The organism is Achromobacter sp. CSND-B12 (genome assembly GCF_052906545.1).
This window is the reverse complement of the sequence record NZ_JBREGJ010000001.1, coordinates 5,539,829-5,561,867: the sequence shown is the minus strand read 5'-3', so window position 1 is coordinate 5,561,867 and position 22,039 is coordinate 5,539,829. Positions and strand designations below refer to the sequence as shown.

Annotated in this window: 26 protein-coding genes; 8 read left to right on the top strand and 18 right to left on the bottom strand. The window is 67.8% G+C overall.

The window, feature by feature from the left end:
* The first annotated feature begins 54 nt into the window (after positions 1-54).
* Positions 55-1,230 (top strand): PepSY-associated TM helix domain-containing protein, encoded by a 1,176-nt coding sequence (locus ACUTAG_RS26195; protein WP_020927075.1) that lies wholly within the window; start codon positions 55-57, stop codon positions 1,228-1,230.
* A complete protein-coding gene (locus ACUTAG_RS26190; RefSeq protein ID WP_006386604.1) occupies positions 1,227-1,427 on the top strand; it encodes a hypothetical protein in 201 nt (66 codons plus the stop codon). Before ACUTAG_RS26195 ends, ACUTAG_RS26190 begins: the two co-directional genes overlap by 4 nt.
* A 73-nt stretch (positions 1,428-1,500) precedes the next feature.
* Here ACUTAG_RS26190 and ACUTAG_RS26185 read toward each other — a convergent pair whose 3' ends face one another.
* Positions 1,501-2,328, bottom strand: a complete 828-nt coding sequence (locus tag ACUTAG_RS26185; RefSeq protein WP_006386603.1) for an aldo/keto reductase — start codon at positions 2,326-2,328, stop codon at positions 1,501-1,503.
* Between the two features lie 295 nt (positions 2,329-2,623).
* Between ACUTAG_RS26185 and ACUTAG_RS26180 the strand changes: the two genes are divergently transcribed.
* Together ACUTAG_RS26180 and ACUTAG_RS26175 are read left to right on the top strand one after the other, a co-directional pair.
* The gene (locus ACUTAG_RS26180) at positions 2,624-4,426 is read left to right on the top strand and encodes an ABCB family ABC transporter ATP-binding protein/permease (protein ID WP_187378257.1); all 1,803 of its coding nucleotides are present in this window, start codon (positions 2,624-2,626) and stop codon (positions 4,424-4,426) included.
* Between the two features lie 52 nt (positions 4,427-4,478).
* Entirely contained in the window at positions 4,479-4,865 is a 387-nt protein-coding gene (locus ACUTAG_RS26175; RefSeq protein WP_006386601.1) for a Rieske (2Fe-2S) protein, read from the top strand.
* Positions 4,866-4,869: 4 nt separating this feature from the next.
* On the opposite strand, the gene ACUTAG_RS26170 is transcribed toward ACUTAG_RS26175, so the two are convergent.
* Complete coding sequence (locus ACUTAG_RS26170) at positions 4,870-5,856, bottom strand: bile acid:sodium symporter family protein (protein WP_020927072.1); 987 nt, start codon at positions 5,854-5,856, stop codon at positions 4,870-4,872.
* A gap of 108 nt (positions 5,857-5,964) precedes the next feature.
* On the opposite strand from ACUTAG_RS26170, the gene ACUTAG_RS26165 reads away from it, so the two are divergent.
* A complete protein-coding gene (locus ACUTAG_RS26165; protein WP_020927071.1) occupies positions 5,965-6,807 on the top strand; it encodes a LysR family transcriptional regulator in 843 nt (280 codons plus the stop codon).
* 42 nt (positions 6,808-6,849) lie between these two features.
* On the opposite strand, the gene ACUTAG_RS26160 is transcribed toward ACUTAG_RS26165, so the two are convergent.
* The 8 genes from ACUTAG_RS26160 to ACUTAG_RS26125 all read right to left on the bottom strand — a co-directional run bounded on the left by ACUTAG_RS26160 (position 6,850) and on the right by ACUTAG_RS26125 (position 14,245).
* The gene (locus tag ACUTAG_RS26160; RefSeq protein WP_006384667.1) at positions 6,850-7,380 is read right to left on the bottom strand and encodes an OsmC family protein; all 531 of its coding nucleotides are present in this window, start codon (positions 7,378-7,380) and stop codon (positions 6,850-6,852) included.
* A gap of 77 nt (positions 7,381-7,457) precedes the next feature.
* Complete coding sequence (locus ACUTAG_RS26155) at positions 7,458-8,945, bottom strand: c-type cytochrome (RefSeq protein WP_236260899.1); 1,488 nt, start codon at positions 8,943-8,945, stop codon at positions 7,458-7,460.
* Complete coding sequence (locus ACUTAG_RS26150) at positions 8,942-9,727, bottom strand: ABC transporter ATP-binding protein (protein WP_006388029.1); 786 nt, start codon at positions 9,725-9,727, stop codon at positions 8,942-8,944. Before ACUTAG_RS26150 ends, ACUTAG_RS26155 begins: the two co-directional genes overlap by 4 nt.
* Entirely contained in the window at positions 9,721-10,740 is a 1,020-nt protein-coding gene (locus ACUTAG_RS26145) for an ABC transporter permease (RefSeq protein ID WP_054497741.1), read from the bottom strand. Before ACUTAG_RS26145 ends, ACUTAG_RS26150 begins: the two co-directional genes overlap by 7 nt.
* Positions 10,727-11,758 (bottom strand): ABC transporter substrate-binding protein, encoded by a 1,032-nt coding sequence (locus ACUTAG_RS26140; protein WP_020927069.1) that lies wholly within the window; start codon positions 11,756-11,758, stop codon positions 10,727-10,729. The genes ACUTAG_RS26145 and ACUTAG_RS26140 overlap by 14 nt, the downstream gene beginning before the upstream one ends.
* Positions 11,759-11,907: 149 nt before the next feature.
* On the bottom strand, positions 11,908-12,228 hold the full coding sequence (locus ACUTAG_RS26135) for a hypothetical protein (RefSeq protein WP_047992944.1): 321 nt from the start codon (positions 12,226-12,228) through the stop codon (positions 11,908-11,910).
* Positions 12,229-12,374: 146 nt separating this feature from the next.
* On the bottom strand, positions 12,375-13,253 hold the full coding sequence (locus ACUTAG_RS26130) for an N-formylglutamate amidohydrolase (RefSeq protein WP_110059675.1): 879 nt from the start codon (positions 13,251-13,253) through the stop codon (positions 12,375-12,377).
* A gap of 2 nt (positions 13,254-13,255) precedes the next feature.
* Positions 13,256-14,245, bottom strand: coding sequence for a Bug family tripartite tricarboxylate transporter substrate binding protein (locus tag ACUTAG_RS26125; protein ID WP_047992945.1), 990 nt, complete (start codon positions 14,243-14,245; stop codon positions 13,256-13,258).
* Positions 14,246-14,394: 149 nt separating this feature from the next.
* Here ACUTAG_RS26125 and ACUTAG_RS26120 point away from each other — a divergent pair, with 149 nt between their 5' ends.
* Positions 14,395-15,336 carry a LysR substrate-binding domain-containing protein gene (locus tag ACUTAG_RS26120; protein ID WP_110059676.1) on the top strand — a complete coding sequence of 314 codons (942 nt, stop codon included), beginning with the start codon at positions 14,395-14,397 and terminating at the stop codon, positions 15,334-15,336.
* Between the two features lie 89 nt (positions 15,337-15,425).
* Here the strand turns inward: ACUTAG_RS26120 and ACUTAG_RS26115 are convergent, their stop codons facing one another.
* The 5 genes from ACUTAG_RS26115 to ACUTAG_RS26095 form a co-directional block, all read right to left on the bottom strand.
* A complete protein-coding gene (locus tag ACUTAG_RS26115; RefSeq protein WP_006388022.1) occupies positions 15,426-15,641 on the bottom strand; it encodes a hypothetical protein in 216 nt (71 codons plus the stop codon).
* A gap of 102 nt (positions 15,642-15,743) precedes the next feature.
* Positions 15,744-16,850 (bottom strand): AGE family epimerase/isomerase, encoded by a 1,107-nt coding sequence (locus ACUTAG_RS26110; protein WP_054447070.1) that lies wholly within the window; start codon positions 16,848-16,850, stop codon positions 15,744-15,746.
* 149 nt (positions 16,851-16,999) lie between these two features.
* Entirely contained in the window at positions 17,000-17,212 is a 213-nt protein-coding gene (locus tag ACUTAG_RS26105) for a hypothetical protein (protein ID WP_006218759.1), read from the bottom strand.
* Positions 17,213-17,578: 366 nt separating this feature from the next.
* Positions 17,579-17,803: a hypothetical protein gene (locus tag ACUTAG_RS26100; RefSeq protein ID WP_006388020.1), complete on the bottom strand. Its 225-nt coding sequence runs from the start codon at positions 17,801-17,803 to the stop codon at positions 17,579-17,581.
* Between the two features lie 42 nt (positions 17,804-17,845).
* Positions 17,846-18,751 carry a DMT family transporter gene (locus tag ACUTAG_RS26095; RefSeq protein WP_148316625.1) on the bottom strand — a complete coding sequence of 302 codons (906 nt, stop codon included), beginning with the start codon at positions 18,749-18,751 and terminating at the stop codon, positions 17,846-17,848.
* 160 nt (positions 18,752-18,911) lie between these two features.
* On the opposite strand from ACUTAG_RS26095, the gene ACUTAG_RS26090 reads away from it, so the two are divergent.
* Positions 18,912-19,382: an Lrp/AsnC family transcriptional regulator gene (locus ACUTAG_RS26090; protein WP_006388018.1), complete on the top strand. Its 471-nt coding sequence runs from the start codon at positions 18,912-18,914 to the stop codon at positions 19,380-19,382.
* Positions 19,383-19,494: 112 nt separating this feature from the next.
* A complete protein-coding gene (locus ACUTAG_RS26085) occupies positions 19,495-19,728 on the top strand; it encodes a hypothetical protein (RefSeq protein WP_020927062.1) in 234 nt (77 codons plus the stop codon).
* A gap of 84 nt (positions 19,729-19,812) precedes the next feature.
* Here ACUTAG_RS26085 and ACUTAG_RS26080 read toward each other — a convergent pair whose 3' ends face one another.
* From ACUTAG_RS26080 to ACUTAG_RS26070, 3 genes are all read right to left on the bottom strand, one after another.
* Complete coding sequence (locus ACUTAG_RS26080) at positions 19,813-20,406, bottom strand: BPSL1445 family SYLF domain-containing lipoprotein (RefSeq protein WP_006388016.1); 594 nt, start codon at positions 20,404-20,406, stop codon at positions 19,813-19,815.
* 246 nt (positions 20,407-20,652) lie between these two features.
* Positions 20,653-20,907, bottom strand: coding sequence for a hypothetical protein (locus tag ACUTAG_RS26075; protein WP_006388015.1), 255 nt, complete (start codon positions 20,905-20,907; stop codon positions 20,653-20,655).
* Positions 20,908-21,093: 186 nt separating this feature from the next.
* The gene (locus ACUTAG_RS26070) at positions 21,094-21,957 is read right to left on the bottom strand and encodes a MurR/RpiR family transcriptional regulator (RefSeq protein ID WP_026385315.1); all 864 of its coding nucleotides are present in this window, start codon (positions 21,955-21,957) and stop codon (positions 21,094-21,096) included.
* Positions 21,958-22,039: the final 82 nt, after the last annotated feature.

Sequence of the window (22,039 nt, the reverse complement as noted above, 5' to 3'; positions counted from 1 at the left end):
GTCCTTTCCCGAATCTCCATTGAAGGGGGCCGCGCGAGCCGCCCCGCCGTCGCCATGACCGCCGCCTCCACCATCAAAACCTGGTACCTGGTCCACAAGTGGACCAGCCTGGTCTGTACGATCTTCCTGCTCATCATCTGCCTGACCGGCCTGCCGCTGGTGTTCCACCACGAGATCGAGCACTGGCTGGACGACGCCAAGCCCCTGTCCGACGTGCCCGCCTCGACCCCGCCGGCCAACCTCGACAAGCTGGTCGAAAGCGCCAAGTCCATGTACCCCGGCGAAGTGGTCGACTACCTGTTCTTCGACCCCGACGAGCCCCAGGTCTACGTCGGCATGGCCAAGAAGCCCGGCGACGGCATGGTGTCCGGCCACGCGGTGCGCATGGACGGCCGCACCGGCGACGTGCTGCTCGACGGCCCGCTCTACACCGAAGACAAGTTCTCTTTCATGGGCATCATGCTGGCCCTGCACGTGGACCTGTTCGCCGGCCTGCCGGGCGAGCTGTTCCTGGGCTTCATGGGCCTGCTGTTCTGCGTCGCCATCGTCTCCGGGGTGGTGCTGTACGGGCCCTTCATGAAGAAGCTGGAATTTGGCACCGTGCGCGCCGGCCGCTCCACCCGCCTCAAGTGGTTGGACCTGCACAACCTGCTCGGCATCGTGACGCTGGTGTGGGCCTTCGTGGTGGGCGTGACCGGCGTCATCAACGAGCTGTCCACGCCGCTGTTCCGCCTGTGGCAATCGACCGAGCTGGTGCGCATCCTCGAACCCTACAAGGGCCAGGGCGTGCCCGCCGAACTGTCTTCGGCCCAGTCCGCCGCCGACACCGCGCGCAAGGCCCTGCCGGGCAACGAAGTGTCGTTCATCGCCTTCCCCGGCAACGCCTTCGGCAGCCCCCACCACTACATCACCTGGATGCGCGGCGCCACGCCGTTGACCTCCAAGATGAACACGCCCGTCCTGATCGACGGCCGCAGCGGCGAACTGACCACGATCGCGAAAATGCCGTGGTACCTGACCGCGCTGGAACTGTCGCGTCCGCTGCACTTCGGCGACTACGCCGGCCTGCCCCTGAAGATCATCTGGGCCGTGCTCGACCTGATCACCATCGTGGTGCTGGTCAGCGGCCTCTACCTGTGGCTGGCGCGGCGCCGCGCCACCGAAGCCCGCATCGCCGAACTGGTGCGCAAGCACCAGGCCGCCGCCACCCCGCAACGGAGTCCCGCATGAGCAAGCAGAAATCCTCGCGCGGCTTCCTGTTCGTCTGGGGCGTGCCGACCCTGCTGGGCGTGCTCAGCATCTTCGGCCTGCTGGCGGCGCTGCTGGGCACCGGCGCCTGGCACTGGGCCTCATGGACGGCGCTGACCATCCTGCTGGTGGTCATCGCGCGCTACTGGTTCTTCCCGCCCAGGCAACCCGAAGCCTAGAGCCCGGCTGGCACTGGAAGCAACCTCGCGCAGGCCCCGGGCACGCCGGCGGCGCCCGCCGCTCGCCGGCGCCCTACTTGCCGAACTTTTCCGGATCGGGTCCCAGGCGGGGCCCTTCCTCGATGGCGTCGATCGCCGCCATCTCCGCGCCCGACAGCTCGAAATCGAACACGTCGATGTTCTCGCGGATGCGCGCCGGCGTCACCGACTTCGGGATCACGATCAGGCCATGCTGCAAGTGCCAGCGCAGCGTCACCTGGGCCGGCGACTTGCCGTGCTTGCGCGCCAGTTCCAGGATGGTCTTGTCCTGGGTGATCTTGCCCTGCGCCAGCGGACTCCACGACTCGGTGGCGATGCCGTGCTTATCGTGAAAAGCGCGCAGTTCGCGCTGCGCGAAGCCCGGATGCAGCTCGATCTGGTTGACCGCCGGCGTGACGCCGGTGGCGTCGATCAGGCGCTCCAGGTTGGCCTGGGTGAAATTGGACACACCGATCGAGCGGGCACGGCCGTCTTCCTTCATCTCGATCATGGCGCGCCAGGCGTCCACGAACTTGTCGCTGCCCGCTACCGGCCAATGGATCAGGTACAGGTCCACGTAGGCCAGGCCGAGCTTTTCCAGGCTTTCGTCCATCGCCTGGTGGGCCTGGTCGAAACCGTGCCTGTCATTCCACAGCTTGGTGGTGATGAACAGATCCTTGCGCGCCACCCCTGCCGCGCGCAGCCCGGCGCCCACGCCGGATTCATTGCCGTAGATCGCGGCGGTGTCCACCGAACGGTAGCCGGCCGCCAGCGCTTCCTTGACGCTGGCCGCGGCCTGCTCGTCCGGCACCTGCCACACGCCCAGGCCCAATTGCGGAATCTTGCCGCCGTCGTTCAGTTTCACTGTGGGTACCTTCGCCATAACACCCTCCCAAGCTTGCGACGCGACGCTCGCATGGCGAAATCGCGCCAGGTCGCGCAGCCAGGGATGTTGCCGGGCGGTACCCCCTGGCCTACCGTTGATGACGGGCCCGCCCCGCTGCGCCCGTATGGAAAAAAACAATGCGAAAACCGGATGGAAAACCCCCGGGAGTGGTGCTTTCATCCCAGGGGTTTTCAACTAGATCATAGCGCTGGTGCCGGATAATGGGCCTTTTCGGGGCCTTTCACCCCCGTGGAACCCTGGGCCGCCCCCCGCCTGAACAACTTCCGTCCCCATGACCGCACCAGAATCCCGCCCCGCCGGACGCGGTGGTTTCGCCACCCTGCGCACCCTCTTTCCCTACCTCTGGCCGCCCGGCCAGGCGGGGTTGAAGGCCCGGGTGGTGGCCGCCCTGCTGTGCCTGTTCGCCGCCAAGGCGGCCACCGTCTACGTGCCGGTGCTGTACAAGCACGCCATCGACGCCCTGGGCGAAGGCGCGCCGGGCGCCGTGACCGTGCCGCTGGGCCTGATCCTGGCCTACGGCGGCGCGCGCGTGCTGTCGCTGCTGTTCTCGGAACTGCGCGACGCCCTCTTCGCCCGCGTCGGCCAGCACGCCATCCGCTCGGTCGGCCTGCGGATCTTCCGCCACCTGCACGGCCTGGCCCTGCGTTTCCACCTGACGCGCCAGACCGGCGGCCTGACCCGCGCCATCGAGCGCGGCACCAAGGGCATCCAGACGCTGCTATCGTTCCTGCTGTTCAACATCCTGCCGACCTTCTTCGAGATCGGCCTGGTCTGCATCGTGCTGTGGCGCATGTTCGACGCCTGGCTGGCGCTGGCCACCGGCGCCACGGTGATTCTGTACATGGCCTACACGCTGGCCGTCACCGAATGGCGCGCCAAGTTCCGCCGGCTCATGAACGAAACCGATTCCGAGGCCAACACCAAGGCCATCGAGAGCCTGCTGAACTACGAGACGGTCAAGTACTTCGGCAACGAAGAACACGAAGCGCGCCGCTACGACGCCTCGCTCACCCGCTACGAACGCGCGGCGGTGCGCAGCCAGGTCAGCCTGTCGATCCTCAACATCGGCCAGGCCGTCATCATCTCCGCGGGCCTGACGCTGGTGATGTGGATGGCCGCCCGCGGCATCGCCGCGGGCCGCTACACCCTGGGCGACTTCGTGCTGGTCAACACCTACCTGCTGCAGCTGTACTCGCCGCTCAGCTTCTTCGGTTTCATCTACCGCGAGATCAAGCAGGCCATGATCGACATGGAACGCATGTTCGAACTGCTCGGCCAGGACCGCGAAGTGGCCGACCGCCCCGAGGCGCAGCCGCTGCGCGTGGCCGGCGGCGCGGTCGAGTTCCGCGACGTGCGCTTCGGCTATGACGAACGCCGGCCCATCCTCAAGGGCGTGAACTTCACCCTGCCGGCCGGCAAGACCCTGGCCGTGGTGGGCACCTCGGGCGCGGGCAAGTCCACCATCGCGCGGCTGCTGTTCCGCTTCTACGATGCCGACGCCGGCGCCATCCTGGTCGACGGCCAGGACATCCGCGACGTCACCCAGGCCAGCCTGCGCGCCGCCATCGGCGTGGTGCCGCAGGACACCGTGCTGTTCAACGACACCATCCGCTACAACATCGGCTACGGCCGTCCCGGCGCCTCGGATGCCGAGATCGAGCACGCGGCCCGGCTGGCGCACATCCACGACCTGATCATGGCCATGCCCGACGGCTACCAGACCATGGTGGGCGAGCGCGGACTCAAGCTGTCCGGCGGCGAAAAGCAGCGCGTGGCCATCGCCCGCACCCTGCTCAAGGACCCGGCCATCTTCCTGTTCGACGAAGCCACCAGCGCGCTCGACACCCGCACCGAACGGGAGATCCAGGCCAACCTGCGCGAAGTCAGCCGCGGCCGCAGCACGCTCATCATCGCCCACCGCCTGTCCACCGTGGCCGATACCGACGAGATCCTCGTGCTCGAGGACGGCCGCGTGGCCGAACGCGGGCGCCACGCGCAGCTGCTGGCCGCGGGCGGCCTGTATGCCGCCATGTGGACGCGGCAGCAGGAAAACACCGCCGCGCCAGCGGATTGACAAGCCCCGCCCCCCTATCCGAAGATCGCACCCTTTGCTTCCAAGGCCATCCATGCAGGATTCCCGCATCGCCCCCGAAGTCCGCGTCTGCGCCGCCACCGACCTGGTCAACGGCGGGCTGGGCGTCAAACTGCCGGTCACCGACAGCGCGGGCCGCACCACCGCCTTCTTCGTGCGCTACCAGGACCGGGTGCACGGCTACCTGAACCGCTGCGCCCACGTCGGCGTCGAACTCGACTGGGAAGGCAGCTTCTTCACCCGCGCCGGCGACCTGATCATGTGCGCCCGCCACGGCGCCACCTACCAGCCCGACACCGGCCTGTGCGTGGGCGGTCCCTGTAAGAACGGCCGTCTCACCGTGCTGGCGGTCGAGGAACGCGACGGCGCCGTCTACTGGCAGCCCAGCGGCAAGATCCAGCCGCTGGCCGCCGAAGGCTGAGGCCTCAGGCGCGGGCCGGCTCGGCCGCCTGCGTCGGCTCGGCCCGGTCGGCGTAGCGGCGCGCCAGCACCGCGCAGACCATCAGCTGCATCTGGTGGAAGATCATCAGCGGCAGCACCACGATGCCCATCTGCGAGGTGCCGAACAGCACCGTGGCCAACGGAATGCCGGATGCCAGCGACTTCTTCGACCCGCAGAACACCAGCGTGATCTCGTTCTCCTTGGACAGCCCGAGCTTGCGGCTGCCCCAGGTCGTGAGCAGCAGCACCGACCCCAGCAGCAACGCATTGACCAGCACCATGGTCGCCAGGTCGATCGCCGGGAACGCATGCCAGATGCCCTGCGCCACCGCCTCGCTGAACGCGGTGTAGACCGCCAGCAGGATCGAACTGCGATCCACCTTCGACAGCACCCGGCTGTTGCGCTGCGCCCAGGCGCCGATCCACGGCCGCAGCAGACTGCCCACCGCGAACGGCAGCAGCAGCTGCAGCAGGATGCGGCCGGCGTCGGCCAGGCCGTGGCCGCCGCCCTGGCGATGCAGCAGCACCGCCACCAGCAGCGGCGTCAGCACGGTGCCCAGCAGGTTGGACGCGGTCGCCGCGCAGATCGCGCCCGGCACATTGCCGCGCGCCATCGACGTGAAGGCGATCGACGACTGCACCGTCGACGACAACGTGCACACGAAGATCACGCCCAGCCACAGCGACGGCGTCAGCAGCCCGGGAAACACGGCCCGCAACGCCAGCCCCAGCGCCGGGAACAGGATGAAGGTGCACCCGAGGATCAGCGCATGCAGCCGCACGTCCTTGACCCCCGCCACGATCGCGTCCGTGGACAAACGCGCGCCGTGCAGGAAGAACAACAGCGAAATCGCCACATTGCTGGCCACCATCATGAACGACGCGCCCTTGCCCACGGCCGGGAAAAAGCTGGCGAACGCCACGGTGGCGATCAGGATGAGGGTGAACTGGTCGGGCAGGAAGCGGCGCATGGCGGGAGGTTTCCGGGAAGGTTGCGGAAACTATAGGCGCGCGGCTTGCTATCGTGAAGGCCACTGGTTACTTTAACTGCTATCGAACTTTCCTATAGGCAGGCCGCCATGCTCAACCCGCTCTGGCTCAAGACCTTCGCCACCGCCGCGGGCGCGCCCAGCTTCAGCGAGGCGGCGCGCCGCCTCGGCCTGACCCAGCCCACCGTCAGCGAACACATCCGCCAGCTGGAGCTGGCACTGCAGCGCCGCCTGTTCCTGCGCGACACCCACTCACTGGCCCTGACCAGCGACGGCCGCAGCCTGCTGGTGCACGCCGAAATCATCCTCGACGCGCACGAACGCGCCGAGCGGCTGTTCGACGCCCCGCGCCTGCGCGGACGCGTACGGCTCGGCACCTCCGACGATCTGGCGATGGGCCCGCTGCCCGACGTGCTGGCCGCGTTCCGCCAGGCGCATCCCGAAGTCGAGCTGGACATCACCATCGGCGTCACCAGCGACCTCTACCGGCTGCTCGACGACAACGATTTGGACGTCATGATCGGCAAGCGCCGCCGCGGCGACCGCCGCGGCCAGACCCTGCACAAGGAAGCGCTCCTGTGGCGCGTCCGCGAAGGCCTGCGCCTGGCGCCCGACGCGCCGCTGCCGCTGATCCTGCTGCGCGAGCCCAGCGTCACCCGGACCCTGGCGCTGGATGCGCTGGCGCGCGCCGGCCGCAGCTGGCAGATCGTCTGTACCAGCACCAGCTACGCCGGCTGCCAGGCGGCCGCCCGCGCCGGCCTGGGCATCACGGTGCAGCCCTCGCACCTGTCCACCGCCGGCCTGGCGGCGCCCGCCGGCGCACTGGCCCTGCCGGCGCTGCCGCAGGTGGAATTCATCGTGATCTCGGCGCCCGCGCCCAACCAGCCGACCCGCGCGCTCACCGAAATCCTGATGCGCAGCTCGTTGACCTGAGACTTTCAACCGGACGACCGCGCGGGCGCGGGCCCCGGCCGCTCAGGCCCGTGACCGCGTGTGCCGCACGCTGCCTTCCAGCGGCTGCGGCTGCTTGAGCAGGTTCAGGATCGGGCACCACTGCTCCACCGCCTCATGCACGGCCCGCACCGCGTCCTCGTCGGCCGGCGACACGATGTGCGCGGTGTAGCGGATGTTGTGCGGAAAGAACGGCACCTGCTCGTAGCCCGGCTTGCCGCCGCGCGGATCCAGGTCGCCTTCGATCTCCACCTGCAGCGATTCCAGCGGCAGTTCCAGCTCGGCCGCCTTGATCAGGAAGATGTGCGTCAGGCAGCTGCCCAGCGATCCCAACAGCAGTTCCGGCGAACTCGGCCCAAGGTCATAACCGGCGAAATCCGCCGGGCTGTCGCTCACCACCTGGTGATCGCGGATGCGGATGCGGCGCACGCCGCTGCGACCTTCCGCGCTGACCTGCGCGCGCAGCTTCACCGGCGTCACCGTGCGCGGGTCTCGCGCATTGCGCGCCAGCACCGCCTCGCGCTTCTGGCCCAGGTATTCATTCAACGTGCTCATCTTGCCTGCCTCGCGTATGTGAAAAGTGGAAGGGAAATGTGCCCGGATGGCGAGTCGCCATGCCGCCCGAACATGCGCTACCGCCTGCGGCGCGTATCCGGAATCCCGATGGGGGCACGATCCATCGCCAGCAGCAGCGCGCCCAAGCCCTGCGCCGTGGTGTTCTCCATGCGGCCGCCCGGCCCGCAGACGTTGTCCGCGCTGGTCCAGGCCGGCGCCGCGCCCGGCAGGCGCCGCGCCCGCAGCCAGCCGCGGCGATCGACCATGAACTGCGCGCCCGCCAGCCCCTGCGGCGCCAGCCCGGCGGCCAGCGCATAGGCATTCCAGGCGTCCTCGTCCACCGCCGCGCAATCGGCATCCCCGGGCAGCGGACCGCCGCGCGTCAACGCCACGGTCAACAGGCGCGGATCCTGCGGTTCCGGCGGCGCGCCCGGCATCGCCGCCACCACGCGTAGCGGCAGGCCGCGCAGGCCGGCCAGCGTGACCGCGCGCCCGTCGCGGCACGACAACGCCACCACCGGCGCGGGAACCGCCGGCATGCCCGCGCCACCGTTGACGCCATAGGCGTGCACGCGCAGGTAGTCCAGCACCTGCCAGATCTCGTCGGCCGTCAAGGCCTGCGGCGGACCGGCAACGCGCGCCGCGGCGGCCGGCCTGTCGCCAGGCAGTCCGCTGCCGGAGCGACCGTCCCCGCCCTGCGCGCCAACGGCATGCCCGTGGCCGCCTTGCGCCAGGCGCCAGTGCAACTCCCCTTCGAGCCGGTTCTCGAACAACGCCGCGCCCAACACGCTCGGCCAGGTCGGCAGCCCCGGCGCGAGCGGCCCCCGGCCATCCGCCCGCTCGCCATGGCAGGCCGCGCAGTGGCTCTGGTACAGGCGCGCGCCTTGCAGCAGATTGCGATCCGAAAACACCAGGGGCGAACGCTGGTACGACGTGGCCGTCGCTTCCGTCAGCAGCATGCGCGGCGCGGGCCAGCTGGCGCTGGCCAGCAGGCCCGCGGCGGCCGTCAGCCATACCAGCCGGCCCCGCCGCGCAAACAGCGCGCCCACCAGCAGCGCCAGCGCCGCCGCCGTCAATCCCGCCGCCAGTCCCAGGCGCCGCCAGGTATGCGTGCCGACCGGCAGATCCGGGTCGTAGCGCCAGGTGAACGGCCAGTGCGCGATTGCCAGCGCCTCCTCCGGCTGCCAGGCAATCGCCAACGCCAGCAACGTCGCCAGCAGCGCCAACGCTGCCAATACCGTGGCGCCGGCGCGGCGCCACGCCTGCCCCGCCCGTTCCGGCGCGCGGCTGTGCAGCCAGCAAGCCACCAGCGCCGCCAGCAGCAACACAGCGGCGACGGCCAGGGCCAGGTGCCCCAGCCGCGATCCCAGCAGGCCGGGCGCGCCCTGCACCCGTTGCCAGCCCAGCGCAAGCACGCCGCCCACCGCCGCCAACGCCAGGGCCGCCAGCCACGGCAGCGGCAGGCCGGCCGTGATCGCATCGCCCCGCCGGCGCGCGGCGGCCAGGCACGCCAGCATGCCCGCCGGCGCCACCAGGGCCGCCAGCGCCAATGCCGCGTTGCTCACCACGTTGCATCCAGCCCCAGCAAGGCCAGCGCCTGGCGCCGCAACTCGGCCAGGCGCGGGTCGCCGCGATGGCGCGGATACGGCAGGTCGTTGACGATCTCATCCTTGATCCGCGCCGGCCGTTCGCTCAACACAATGATGCGCGAGGCCATGAACAGGGCCTCCTCGACGTCGTGCGTCACCAGCAAGGCGGTGAAGCCGCTGCGCTGCCACAGCTCCACCAGCTCGGACTGCATCGCGATCCGCGTCAGCGAATCGAGCTTGCCGAGCGGCTCGTCCAGGATCAGGATGCGCGGATCGTTCACCAGCGCGCGTGCCAGCGCGGCGCGCTGCGCCATGCCGCCGGACAGCTGGTGCGGGTAGGCCTGGCCAAAGGCCGCCAGCCCCACGCGCTGCAACGCGTCGTCGACCCGGGCGCGCTGCGTCTTCAACAGTCCGCGCGCCTGCAGGCCCAGCGCCACGTTGTGCCATACGGTCCGCCACGGATACAGCGTCGGATCCTGGAACACCACGATGCGCGATGGCGACGGTCCGTCGATCGGTTCGTCGTCGGCCAGCAGGTCGCCCTGGGCCGGCGGCTCCAGCCCCGCCACCAGCCGCAGCAAAGTCGACTTGCCGCAACCGCTCGGGCCCAGCAGCGCCACGAACTCGCCGGGCCGCACCTCCAGGTCGATATCGTCCAGCACCGGCAACGCCGCGCCGTCCAGCTCGAAGCGGTGGTTCACGCCCCGCACCGCCAGCGCCGCGCCGCGCGCCGCCGCTTCCTGTGCCGCCGCTACCATTTCACCACCCCCTTCTGCCAGGCCAGCAAGCGATCACGCCCCGCGAACAGCAGCGTGATCAGCCCCGAGAACACCAGCGCCATCACGATCAGCGCGCCGTACATATTGGCGTACGACGCCCAGCCCTGCGCCCACGACAGATACCAGCCCAGTCCCGATTTCACGCCCATCATCTCGGCCGCCACCAGCACCGAAAACGATGCGCCCAGGCCCATGAACAGGCCCACGAACACCTGCGGCAAGGCCGCCGGTATCGCCACCCGCAGCACCAGGAACCACTCGCTCGCCCCCATCGTCCGCGCCACGTCGTAGTAGGCGCGGTTCACGCCCGCCACGCCCGACCAGGTCAGCACCGTGACCGGGAACCAGGTCGCCAGCGCGATCAGGAACACCGCCGCCGACCAGCTCGACGGGAAAAAGAAGAACGCCATCGGCAGCAGCGCCGTCGACGGCACCGGCCCCAGGAAGCGCAGCACCGGATGCACCCAGTAACCCAGGCCGCGCGACCAGCCGATCGCCACGCCGGTCAGGAAACCCGCCGCGGCGCCCAGGCCGAAGCCATTGGCCAGCAGCCAGAGCGAGTTGGCCAGGCTGTCGGCCAACCGCTTGTAGTCGCTGACGTAGACCTCGATCAGCGACTGCGGCGGCGCGAAGAACGGGCTGGGCAGCAGCGCCAGCTTGGCCGTGGCGACCTCCCACAGGCCCACCGCCACGGCCAATGCCAGCAGCCACGGCCCGGCCCGGTGCAGTGCCCGCACCGGACGGCGGTGGGCGCCGCCGGCCACCGCCGCCAGCAGCAGCAAGGCCGCCAGCACCAACGCCGCCACGCCGAATTCACGCGTGTAGCCCCATGACGTGAAGCCCACCTCCACGTTGGGCCAGCGCAGCGTCACCGCGCCCACCGCCGCCCACAGGGCGGCGGCGGCCACGCCGGTCTTCCACAGGCGCCAGGGTTGCGCCGCGGCCGGCGCGCCGCGCAACGCGCCAACCGCCAGCGTGTCAGCCGAGGACATTGGGCACCACCGCTTGCGCGTACTTGTTGATATCGAGATTGGCGCTGAGCACCTTGATGGTCTTCAGATCCTTGGCATAGCCCACGATCTCTTCGCGCAGCGCCCCGCCGGTCGACGCGTGGCCATGGCTGTGGCTGCGCAGGATCGCCGCCACGCGCTCGGCCGGCACCTTGCCCGGCACGTAGGGCGCGAAGATGCGGGCGGTCTCGTCGGGATTGGACGCGGTCCAGCGCTGCGCGTCGATCACCGCCCGGGTGATGGCCGCGGCCGACTCGGGATCATTGCGCACCAGGTCGCCGCGCAGCCCGAGCACGCAGCAGGTGCGGTTCTCGTAATCGCCTTCGATGTTGGTGGCGATTTCGCGCAGTTTGTTGTCCTCGCGCAGCGTGTAGATCAGCGGATCGTCGCCGGCGATGGCATCGACCTCGCCCTTTCTCAGCACTTCGCCGAACAGGTCCTGCGGATACTGGCGCCAGTCCACCGACTCCGGATCGATGCCCAGCTGAGCCACGCGGATCGCAAAGAAGTTCTTCACCGGGCTGGCCTGGTCGGACACCGCCACGCGGCGGCCCTTCAGGTCCTGCACGCTCTTGATCGGCGAGTCCGCCGCGGTCAGCAGGCGCATGCAGCCACCGTGCGTGCCCACCGCCAGCTTCACGTCAAAGCCCTGCTCCAGCGGCTTGAGCCAGCGCAGCGCCATGCCGATGCCGCCATCGGCATGGCCGGTGGCGATGGCTTCGAGCAACTGGTCGGTCGAGCCGCTGAAATTGATGCGCTCGACCTTGAGGTTGTACTTGTCGAAAAAGCCGCGCTCCAGCGCCACCGACACCGGCGACTGGCACACCGCGGTCTGGCTCCACGCGATCTTGTAGGTGCGAGGCGCGCCATTGGCCGCCAGCACGCGCGAACCGAGCATGCCCAGCGGCGCCGCAAGGCCCGCCGCGGTTGCCGCGCGCAGCAATGCGCGTCGCGAAATGCCGCGCGCCGCATGGGCGCGCGTTTGGACGTTCGTATTCATCAACCTTCCTTTTGAGCAGACTGTGAATGGCGATGCTTGCCATGCGGCATCATCGGCCCGCGCTCAGGCGTTCGACAAATACAAAGTGGGGATAACAATATGTGGGCGGCGGCCGCGCCGCCGGGTCCCGCGGCAGGCTGCGCGCGGCCCTAGTCCGGCAGGTGGTCGGGAACGCCGTGCTCGTCGACGGACTTGACGCGGTCCAGCGCGTTGCGCGCGGCCGACATCGCTTCGACCGTGCCGCGGAAACGACGCGTCACGAAGATCTCGAACGCCAGGCTTTCGGCTTCTTCCTCGACCTCGGGCGTCTCACAGGGCGGCTGCGCGTCCGGGGCGCCGGGTGCCTTGGCCGCCGCATCCGCTTTCACCGGCAGGCGCCGCGTTTCCAGAAAGGCGCGCGCCGGAATGCGCCCCTCGGGTTGCGTCGCGTACGCCACGACGGAAAAACCATTGATGATCTTCTCGGCCATACCGGTTCCCTGTAGGCCGCGCCAATGATCGACGCAGCACGTTGTTAGCGACAACGGCCGCCCGCCGGGAAACTTAAGCGCAAGCACGACGGCCCCGATTGGCTTGCGTCAACCGGGGCCGCGGGATCGCGACGATGCACGCGCGTCTATTTTGTCGATAATATTGCCGGCATGCGCGCGCGCACGTATTGCCCCACCTGCGCCAGCACCTGCGACAGGTCGGCGCGCAGCGATTCGAAGCCCGCGTTGCGCTCGCGGGTCGCCTCGTCCATGTACAGCGGACGCCGGATCTCCACCTGCAGACTGTGCCGGTTCAATGCCGGCTGGCCGATCTGCGCGATCAGCTGCACGCCCTTGTAGGGATCGTTGCGCGCCACGGTATAGCCGCGGTCGCGCAGCGCCGTCTCGATCAGGGCGATGAACTCCGGCTCACAGGTGGTGCCGTCGCGGTCGCCCAGCACGAAATCGGCCAGCGGATGCGCGCTCTCGCGGCCCAGCCGCTCATAGGCATCGTTCGGCATCGAGTGCAGATTCAGATGCCAGACCGCGCCGAAATCGCGTTGCGCGCTTTCGATGGCCTGCGCCAGCGCCGCGTGATACGGCTCGTAGTACGCCTGGATGCGGTGGCGCACTTCGGCCAGCGACAGCTTGCGGTCATAGATCGGCGTGGCCTTGTCCATGCGGCGCCAGATCAGGCCCTTGCCCAGCCGGGTCTTCTCGCCGGGATCGAGCGGCTCCGGCCAGGGTTCGGCCAGCAACTCCGGATCCAGGTCGCGCAGCGTGCGGTTGGGATCGATGTAGACGCGCGGAAAGTGCGCCGCCACCAGCGTGGCGCCCAATGCCGGCGCCGCCGACCACAAGGCGTCCACGTGCGTATCCTCGCCCTGGCGCAACTGCGCCAGGCTGGCCGCGGCGCCGAAATCGGCGGGGTATTGCTCGCCGCTGTGCGGCGAGTCACACACCAGCGGCAGGGCCGGCGCGGTCGGGGCATGCACGGAAACGGCTTGGAAGTCGGCGTTCGTCATCGTCAGTCAGCCTGAATGTTGGCGGCCTTGGCGACTTTGGCGTAGCGCGCCAGGGCCTGTTCGATCTGCGTCTTGAATTCCTGCGGCGTGGTCGGCATCAGCGTACCACCGACGTCCTCGGCCTTCTTGCGGAACTCCGGATCCTGCATCGCCGCGCGCACCGCCTGGTTCAGGCGCTCGATCACCGCCGGCGGCGTGCCGGCCGGCGCCACCAGGCCGAACCAGCCGCCCGTGCCCATGTCGGGGTAGCCCAGTTCGATATAGGTCGGCACGTCGGGCAGCAGCGGCGAGCGTTCGGCGCCCAGCACCGCCAGCGGCCGCAGCTTGCCGCCCAGCACCTGCGGCAGGGTCGAGGACAGGTTGTCGGTGATGGCGTCCACCTGCCCGCCCATCACGTCATTGAGCGCCGGACCGGCGCCGCGGTACGGCACGTGCAGCAGCTTGATGCCGGCCAGCATCATGAAGTTCTCGATGTTCACGTGCCCCAGCGAGCCCACGCCCGGCGAGGCAAAGCTGTACTTGTCCGCCTGGCCCTTGGCCAGCGCGACGAACTCGGCCATGTTCTTGGCGGGGACCTGCGGATTGATCGCGAAGATACTGGGCACGGCCAGCACGTTGGCCACCGGCTCGAAGTCCTTGAGCGGGTCGTAGTTCATCTTGCGATAGACCGCCGGATTCGACCCGTGCGTGCTCATCGTCGCCATGCCGATGGTGTAGCCGTCAGGGGTCGAGCGCGCCACCTGTTCCATGCCAAGCGAACCGCCCGCGCCGGCCTTGTTCTCGACCACGATGGTCTGCTTCAGGTCGCGGCCGGCGTACTCGGCCACCAGGCGCGCCACGATGTCGGTCGAACCGCCGGCGGCGAACGGCACCACCAGCTTGATGGGGCGGGAGGGATAGTCGGCGGCGTGCGCCGGACCGGCAAAGGACAGCGCGGCGCAGACGCCGGCGAGCGCGATGCGCGCGGAACAGCCGAAAAAGCGGCGGGACATGGAGCGACTCCGGAAAAAGGTGCAGGTCTTGCTGCGAGCCCGCCAGTGTCCGAACTTTACGATCCCCTTTCAAACGACTATATTGCACGCCTTCATTACCAACGCTCATGCTAAGGGGCCTGTCGCCTGGCCCCGGGGACCGCCGCGCCATGCGCCTGCACTCGCCGTCCATGTCCGAGCTGCACGCCTTCATGACGGCCGCGCGGCTGGGCAGTTTCACCCTGGCGGCCGAGACCCTGTGCGTGACCCAGGGCGCCGTCAGCCGCGCCATCGCGCGGCTAGAAGCGCATTTCGGCCAGCCGCTGATGCGCCGCAACGCCCACGGCCTGACCCTGACCGAGACCGGCCGCAAGCTCTACGAAGGCGGCCAGGCGCCGCTCCAGGCCATCGAGGCGCTCAGCGCCGAACTGCGTGCCGATGACCGCCGCCTGCGGTTGACCCTGTCCAGCGTGCCGACCCTGGCCAGCGCCTGGCTGGTGCCGCGCCTGCCCGACTTCCACCGGCGCCATCCCAACATCCAGCTGGGCTTCGCGGCCTATCGCCGCAACGAGGATTTTTCCGGCGCCACGCCCGACGCCAGCATCCTTTCCGGAGAAACCGGCCAATGGCCCGGTTGGCAGGCGGACTACGTGATCGGCCGGGAAATGATCGCCATCTGCAGCCCCGCCCGGCTGGCGGCGCGGCGCGCTGCCGGCCTGTGGGACACCCCCGCGGGGCTGCTCGGCGAACCATTGCTGTACCACTCCAACGGCATGGACAACTGGACCCGCTGGTTCGAGGCCGCCGGCGTGCGCCGCGACGGCCTCAAGCTGGCCGGCGGTTTCGACCAGGTCAGCATCCTGGTCCGCGCCGTCATGGCCGACATGGGCATCGCCGTGCTGCAGCGCTGCCTGCTGCAGGACGACCTGCAGAGCGGCCGCGTCGCCGCGCCCTTTCCCGACCTGCGCATCGCCATCTCGCGCGGCTACCATCTGTGCGCGCCGCCCCAGCGTCGCGACCACTACGCACTGGCCTGTTTCCGGCAATGGTTGCTGGACACCGCCCGCCAGGATCCCGACAACACCGCGCCGGCGGCCGGCACAGCCGTGTAACGGCCAGGAAACAAAACGGGCCCCGAAACGGGGCCCGACAGTAACAAGCAATTGCAGCGACCTTGCGGCGCCACCCTATATCGACGCCCTCAGGGCGCCAATTTGAAGCCCAGGTCCACGCCCCACTTGTCCGTTTCGCGCAGCCACTTGGCGCCGCAGTTCAAGCAACGGAAATGGTCTTCGCGGCTTTCCTCGCGGCCTTTCTGTGTCGGGTTGGTGAATCCCTGGTGCCCCAGATGCGAATGCGGCGCGACGCCTGCAAGCCCGGGGTTGATGCGTTGGCAAGCCAAGCACATAACGCTCATTGATGCTTCCCCACAAACATAGTTACTAAATTGTAAGGGATTTCACCAATGTTTTTCTATTAAAACCTATCCTCGATTAAACAAAAATTGTTAACGGCGCAATTAAACAACGCCAGGCAGCGCCGCCAGGCAGGTCGCCAGGTGGTACGGCGAAGTCGACGGCATGTCCGGACGCACCACCGCCCCGGCGGCGTCCAGGCATTCATACCAACCGCCGGGATGCAGGAAACGGGCACGGAACGCCGCCAACGCCTGGTTCAGGGCGGCCTGCTCGCCCAACACCGCCAGCACCCGCAGATGCTCCGTCTGCGCCCATATGCGGCGGGTATCGTCCAGCACCGCTCCCTGCTCGTCCAGCGCCGCCGCCACGCCGCCCGCATCGACGCCATGGCCTCGGGCCCAATGCACGCCGCGTGGCAGGGACTCGGCCAGGTCCAGCCCATCGAACACCTCGGCCGACTCGCGCACCAGAGACAACCACTCGAATTGATGGCCCGGTTCGATACGATTGCCCGGCGTGCCCTGCGGCAGCTCCGCAATGCACTGCGTCGACGCGCTCAGGAACGATTGGGTCATGACCTGCGCCAACCCGCGCAACCGCTTGGCGAACAACGCCGGTTCCGCCACCTGGGCGGCGGCCAGATAGGCCTCGGTCAGATGCATCATGGGGTTCTGCGCGGGGCCGCGCAGCACCTGCTTCCAGTCCGCGTTCAAGGCGGCGTGATAAAGGCCGTCGGCCGATTTGAAGCGCGACTCGATGACCTCCGCCGTGGCCAGCATCAGTTTGCGCGCTTGCGCGTTGCGCGAGCGCCGGAAATGCGCGGCGCAGGCAAACACGATGAAAGCGTGGGTGTACAGATCCTGCGTCAGGTCCAGCGGGCGTCCCTGAGCGTCGACGCTGTAGTGCCAGCCGCCATGCGCCTCGTCGCGAAACACGCGCACCAGCGAATCGAACAGGCGATCGGCGTGCGCGCCCGCCGCGGCGCCCGGCGCCGCGGCATAGACGTACAGCTGGCGCGCGCACGCCATGGCGCGATAACGCTCGGCCGGCAACGGCGCGCCGCTGGCGGCATCCAGGGATTCAAAGGGCAGACCCAGGGTGTCATTGAAGCCCGGCCCCATCCACAGGGGCAGGATGACGGAGTCGAAATGCTCGCGAAATGCGGTGATGTGCTCCGCCAGCGCGGAGTTGGTCTGTGCGGCAGTCATCTTGGAACGACGCAAACCCGATAAGGGCCGCTTGTTATGGAGCAGCGACGATAACCGAAATTTTCGTCGCCATCTCCGGAACGCCATTCTGAGCGTCATGCGCACACAGACCCGTACAGCCGTTCAGCTTCCGTACAGCGCACGAGCGCCTAGCGGAAGATGTTTTCCTCGACCCAGTTCTGCGCGAATATTTCCGCGCGATCGCGTGCTTCGTCCAACGAAGCGCAGTTGCCCAAGTGGGAAAACGCGGCATCCACTTCGGTGCCGCCCTCGGCCGTTACCGTCAGCAATACGCCATATCCGCCGGTATCCATGGCCGCTGTGGAAACGTCGATCAGTACTTCCTGGTCACGATGCTGCATGTGCTACCTCCCAGTCGGTTACCTAAACGCGTGAACCACGCGTGACGCATGCGGGTGCAGAATTCCCGCGCTATGAATAGACCTGAATCCGTCACGCAAGTTCATCTTACCGGTGGGGCGCGCGCCGCGATACGTCCGGACGCAGCCAAATCGAACAAACCGTCTCAGGAGATTCCCGTAGCCCGCCCGGACAAGCGTGGACATCGTGAAATATCACATGAACATTCGCAAGAAATGGACGAAATGCCCCCGCGTTAACGCGTACGTCAAGAACCTGTAGCGGGCTCGGAGGGGGACGAACCATGAGGACGGCCGGGATCGGCCTGAGGAGGAACACGGGTGCCGGCTGGCACCGCTACATCCGCCCTAGCGCAAATGGATGGCGCCGGGTTCTTCCATGCGCAGCGCCAGCTTGCCTTTTTCGGTGATCACCCAGGCGCCCCCGGGGCCGGCATCGATGCAACGCAATGTCTGCAACGCTTCGGCCACATGCGCGGGCACGCTGGTCTGCACGGCGCCCGGTTCCGAATTGTCGGCAACGATGCGCAGCCAATGTCCCAGTTCGCCTTTCTCGAAACGATGCAATGCCATGCGTGACTCTCAGTTCAATACTGCAACGATAGCATGCCGGCCCTACGACGGCCGTAGCGCCAGGGGACGGCGCGACGCCAGCGCCGACCCCGCCACGCTCAATGCGATCAGCCCCAGCCCCAGGGCCAGGTCCGGCGAAATGCGCTCATGGAACACCAGCGACGATACGATCAGGCCGATGACGGGCACGCACAGCATCGCGATCGAGGTCGCCACCGGCGGCAGTTTCTGCGTCATGCCCAGCACCACGATGAAAGTCAGCGCGGTGGCCAGCGGTCCGGTATACAGGATCACCGGCCAGGCATCGGGCACGGCAAGGAACAGCGGGGCGCCATCGCGCAGCCATGCCAGGGCCGCCAGCGGTACGGTGGCGATCGCCGTCTGCCACGGGATCATGTCGGCCCCCAGCCGCACATGGCGCTGGCCACGCAACTGGATGATGTTGCAGGCCCAGGCGAAAGACGCGCCAAGCAGCATCACCAGGCCGATCACGGTATGCGCCTGCCAGGGGCTGAACGCCGGCGCCACGATCACGCCGATGCCGGCATAACTGAGCGCGGTGGCCAGCCATTGCGCCGCCGACAACCGCTCCTTGAGCACCAGCGAGGACAGCGGAATGACCCAGATCGAGGTGGCGTATGCGATCACCGATGCGCGTCCCGGCGCCACGTATTGCAATGCCCACAGCGCCAGCGCCGTGAACGCGCCCATCTGCAGCAGCGCCACGCCGGCCACCAGCGGCCACTCCTGGCGCGTCGGCCATCGCAGCCGCCGCAGCGCCGCCAGCACCACCACGCTGATCAGCGCCGCCGAGCCAAAGCGGCTGGCCGCCAGCCAGAGTGGACTCATGTGCGCCAGCCCCAGTTTCATGACGGGCCAATTGCCGCCCCAGATCATGACCGCCCCCATCAGGGGCAAGAACTTGCGCAACGTGCTCTGCTGACTCATTACCGCCACATCTACCGCTTGAATATTCCGCGTCTTGGCCAATTTGCCAAAGAAAGGAATAGTCTATAGGGTAAACCCCAGCATATTTCACCTCAATTCACCACAGGAACGGGCATACTCAGCACAAATGCATTGCTCATCCACGAACGACAGGTCTGTTATGCCGGATATCAACCTGGATGCCACCGACATCCGCATTCTCAATGAACTCCAGCGCGACGCGCGCCTGACCAACGTCGAGCTGGCCGCGCGCGTCAATCTCTCGGCATCGCCTTGCCTGGCGCGCGTGCGCCGCCTGGAAACCGAAGGCCTGATCGACCGCCGCGTCACGCTGCTCAACGCGCGCAAGCTCGGCCTGAAGGTCAATGTGTTCATCCAGATCTCGCTGGATAAGCAGCGCAAGGCGGCGCTCGATGTGTTCGAACGCGAGATCGCCGTGCTGCCGGAAATCATGGAGTGTTACCTGATGTCCGGCGACGCCGACTACCTGATCCGCGCCCTGGTGCCCGACGTCGACGCACTCGAGCGCCTGATCGTCGAACACATCACGCGCATTCCCGGGGTGGCCAGCATCCGTTCCAGCTTCGCGCTCAAGCAGGTGCTCTACACCACCGCCGTCCCGCTGGGCTAGGCGCCGCGCAAGGCCCGCGCGCTTGCGGGATCGGGCTGCCAGCCCCACAATGAAAAGCGTCCGGCCCCGGAGCGAGGCCGGCGCCCCTTCATCGCTTAGCAAGGAGTCCACCATGCCTGAAACCGACTGGTACCCCGGCAGCACGCTACCCGATCGTCAGGGCTACTTCGAAGTGGCATTCGACACCGGAGAAACCGAAATCACGCGCTACGGCATCCTGGGCTGGGAACCCGCCGAGGAACGCGGCCGCATCCTGCGCTGGCGCGGCCTGGATCCGAAGATCGAAGCCGCCGAAATCGAACGTGAAAGCGCGGTGCGCAACCACGGCGACGACATCCTGCGCTGAAGCGCGCCTTCTCAACGCAAAACGCCGCGGCCTGCGCCGCGGCGTTCTTGTTTGCGTCGGCCGCAGGGCCGGCCGCGACGGTCTTTACATATCGATCTTCGCGATCTTGGTGCCTTCCAGCGACACGCCCGCCATCAGGCCGCCGTTGTTGAGCACGAAACCCACCACCGGTTGCTGCGCCGTATTGGTATCGATACGGCCGTTGGCGCCGATGTTGACCACCGCCACGGTGGCATCGGCGCCCACCGTCCAACCGTTGCTGTTGCGGAATTTGTTCAGGGCTTCATCCGTCATGAACAGCACGAACATCGCCTTGGACTGCGCGCCGGCCTGGAAGCCGATCGAACCCGCCGTGGTGCTGTAGTAACCGGCGTTGGCGCCGCCGACACGCAGCACGCCCTTGCCGTGTTGCGCACCGATGAAGAAGCTGCCGCTCAACACGTCAGGGAAGATCAGCACGCCCTTGGCGCGCGCGACCAGGTCCTTCGATTGCGGCGCGGCTTCGTACAGCTTGCCCAGAGACGCATTGGCCGCGCTGTTGATCGACTGCCGCTGCTCCGTGGCGGAAGCATTCGATTGCGGCGAAGTCGTGGTGCAACCGGCAAACAACAGGCCGGCCACGCTGATGGTCGCGGCGGCCAGACCGACGCGGCGCAGGACAGGAAAAGTGTCGAACATGGAACTCTCCTTTTTTGTTGTCATCCGTTATCCACTCTACCGGCCTCGAGCATGGGCGCAAGGCACATGATGTGATAAACGAAACAAAACCTACCGGGCCGGCGTTCCACGGAACCCATGCCGGACCATGGGTGGCGCAAGGCGCCATGCCCGCTTGCGCGGCCCGCCGGAGCAACATTTGGTAGGGCAATCCGCGTCTCGATACCAGCCTGCAAGCCGAGCGAAACCCGGCCGAAAATGGCATTTTCAGAGAATGCCGTAGCGCGGTTCACCAGTAGCCAGATCCACCGAGACGATGCCGGACAACACCAGTTCGGCATGCCGCCGCGCCACGCCCTCATCGGCGAAGGTCACGAAACGCGGCAGCGACCAACGCCGCCGGAAGGCCGCATCGCCCGCCCGCGCCACGCTGATCTCTATCGCCAACACACCGGCGTCGAGACTGACGACTTCGCACTGCACCTCGAAGCCATCGATGCGACGCTGTGGCCACACATCCATATCCTCCTCTCCTGAAATCCGCTTGATCCGCCCGCAATATGCCAACAAAAAGCGGGCTTGAAAAGCAATGTTTTCAGGGGGTTATGGAGTACTAGGACGCATGGTGCCGACGCATCTGGACAAGCGCGATAAAGCCCTGAATCCAGGCCGCTTCCGCGGCACCGGCGCGCCCTGCTCCGCCGCCACTCAACGCGCCGGCGGATGGATCCATTGCGCGTCCCACAAGGCCTCGCCGCGTTCGAGCGTCGCGGCCAGTTCCTTCTTGCGGCGCAGCGCCACCGCCGCCAGCAAGGCATTGCAGATCGACAATGCCGCCACGTGCGAATCGAATGGCGACGCGCTGGAGGTGCGCGCCAACAGCACATGGTGTGCCTGGGCCGCGGCCGGCGCCGCGGCCGAGTCGGTCACCAGCACCACCTTGCCGCCACGTTCCCTGAAGACCTTGACCGCATTGGCCGCGGCCACCGAGTAGCGCCGGAACGTGAACGCCAGCAGCACATCCTGCTCGTCCAGCCACAACAGCTGGTCTTCCAGGAACAACGGCCCCGATGCCGTCATGGCGCGCACGCCCGGCAGGCACAGGTTCAGGTACAGCGCCATGTGGCTGGCCAGCGGCGCGGCCTGGCGCAGCCCCAGCACGTGCACGCGCGCGCGGCGCTGTGTCAACAACCGCACCGCGGCCTCGAACGCCGCCACGTCGATGGCGGCAAAGGTTGTTTCCAGGTTGTGCTGGTCGTGCAGCAAGGCGTTGCGCAGGCAGGCCTGCGCCGATGGATTGTCGACGCTGACCGCGTCGGCCCGCTCGCCCGGCGAGGCCAGCCGCGCCGTGAGTTCGGCGCGCGCCTGCATCTGCGCCTGGGCGTAGCTGTCATAGCCAAGCTTGGCCAGCAGCCGCACCACGGTTGACGCGCTGGTGCCCACGTTGCGCGCCAGCGCCGTGGCGGACTCGAGCAGGCCCTGGGGATAGCGCGCCTGCATGTCCTCGACCAGGCGCCGTTCGGTCTTGGTCAGTTTCTTGTCGTAGGCGGCGATGCGCTGGTGCAGATTCACGATGCGGGCGGACTCCAAGGTGCCGGGCTCCGGCCGGATCACGGCCTAGGTGATAACCCCAAATTCAACAACGTTCATTGCA

What these genes read in the sequence shown, in the direction of transcription:
- ACUTAG_RS26195 (WP_020927075.1), top strand. Translation starts at nt 55, where the DNA reads ATGACCGCCGCCTCCACCATCAAAACCTGGTACCTGGTCCACAAGTGG.
- ACUTAG_RS26190 (WP_006386604.1), top strand. Translation starts at nt 1,227, where the DNA reads ATGAGCAAGCAGAAATCCTCGCGCGGCTTCCTGTTCGTCTGGGGCGTG.
- ACUTAG_RS26185 (WP_006386603.1), bottom strand. Translation starts at nt 2,328, where the DNA reads ATGGCGAAGGTACCCACAGTGAAACTGAACGACGGCGGCAAGATTCCG.
- ACUTAG_RS26180 (WP_187378257.1), top strand. Translation starts at nt 2,624, where the DNA reads ATGACCGCACCAGAATCCCGCCCCGCCGGACGCGGTGGTTTCGCCACC.
- ACUTAG_RS26175 (WP_006386601.1), top strand. Translation starts at nt 4,479, where the DNA reads ATGCAGGATTCCCGCATCGCCCCCGAAGTCCGCGTCTGCGCCGCCACC.
- ACUTAG_RS26170 (WP_020927072.1), bottom strand. Translation starts at nt 5,856, where the DNA reads ATGCGCCGCTTCCTGCCCGACCAGTTCACCCTCATCCTGATCGCCACC.
- ACUTAG_RS26165 (WP_020927071.1), top strand. Translation starts at nt 5,965, where the DNA reads ATGCTCAACCCGCTCTGGCTCAAGACCTTCGCCACCGCCGCGGGCGCG.
- ACUTAG_RS26160 (WP_006384667.1), bottom strand. Translation starts at nt 7,380, where the DNA reads ATGAGCACGTTGAATGAATACCTGGGCCAGAAGCGCGAGGCGGTGCTG.
- ACUTAG_RS26150 (WP_006388029.1), bottom strand. Translation starts at nt 9,727, where the DNA reads ATGGTAGCGGCGGCACAGGAAGCGGCGGCGCGCGGCGCGGCGCTGGCG.
- ACUTAG_RS26145 (WP_054497741.1), bottom strand. Translation starts at nt 10,740, where the DNA reads ATGTCCTCGGCTGACACGCTGGCGGTTGGCGCGTTGCGCGGCGCGCCG.
- ACUTAG_RS26140 (WP_020927069.1), bottom strand. Translation starts at nt 11,758, where the DNA reads ATGAATACGAACGTCCAAACGCGCGCCCATGCGGCGCGCGGCATTTCG.
- ACUTAG_RS26135 (WP_047992944.1), bottom strand. Translation starts at nt 12,228, where the DNA reads ATGGCCGAGAAGATCATCAATGGTTTTTCCGTCGTGGCGTACGCGACG.
- ACUTAG_RS26130 (WP_110059675.1), bottom strand. Translation starts at nt 13,253, where the DNA reads ATGACGAACGCCGACTTCCAAGCCGTTTCCGTGCATGCCCCGACCGCG.
- ACUTAG_RS26125 (WP_047992945.1), bottom strand. Translation starts at nt 14,245, where the DNA reads ATGTCCCGCCGCTTTTTCGGCTGTTCCGCGCGCATCGCGCTCGCCGGC.
- ACUTAG_RS26120 (WP_110059676.1), top strand. Translation starts at nt 14,395, where the DNA reads ATGCGCCTGCACTCGCCGTCCATGTCCGAGCTGCACGCCTTCATGACG.
- ACUTAG_RS26115 (WP_006388022.1), bottom strand. Translation starts at nt 15,641, where the DNA reads ATGAGCGTTATGTGCTTGGCTTGCCAACGCATCAACCCCGGGCTTGCA.
- ACUTAG_RS26110 (WP_054447070.1), bottom strand. Translation starts at nt 16,850, where the DNA reads ATGACTGCCGCACAGACCAACTCCGCGCTGGCGGAGCACATCACCGCA.
- ACUTAG_RS26105 (WP_006218759.1), bottom strand. Translation starts at nt 17,212, where the DNA reads ATGCAGCATCGTGACCAGGAAGTACTGATCGACGTTTCCACAGCGGCC.
- ACUTAG_RS26100 (WP_006388020.1), bottom strand. Translation starts at nt 17,803, where the DNA reads ATGGCATTGCATCGTTTCGAGAAAGGCGAACTGGGACATTGGCTGCGC.
- ACUTAG_RS26095 (WP_148316625.1), bottom strand. Translation starts at nt 18,751, where the DNA reads ATGAGTCAGCAGAGCACGTTGCGCAAGTTCTTGCCCCTGATGGGGGCG.
- ACUTAG_RS26090 (WP_006388018.1), top strand. Translation starts at nt 18,912, where the DNA reads ATGCCGGATATCAACCTGGATGCCACCGACATCCGCATTCTCAATGAA.
- ACUTAG_RS26085 (WP_020927062.1), top strand. Translation starts at nt 19,495, where the DNA reads ATGCCTGAAACCGACTGGTACCCCGGCAGCACGCTACCCGATCGTCAG.
- ACUTAG_RS26080 (WP_006388016.1), bottom strand. Translation starts at nt 20,406, where the DNA reads ATGTTCGACACTTTTCCTGTCCTGCGCCGCGTCGGTCTGGCCGCCGCG.
- ACUTAG_RS26075 (WP_006388015.1), bottom strand. Translation starts at nt 20,907, where the DNA reads ATGGATGTGTGGCCACAGCGTCGCATCGATGGCTTCGAGGTGCAGTGC.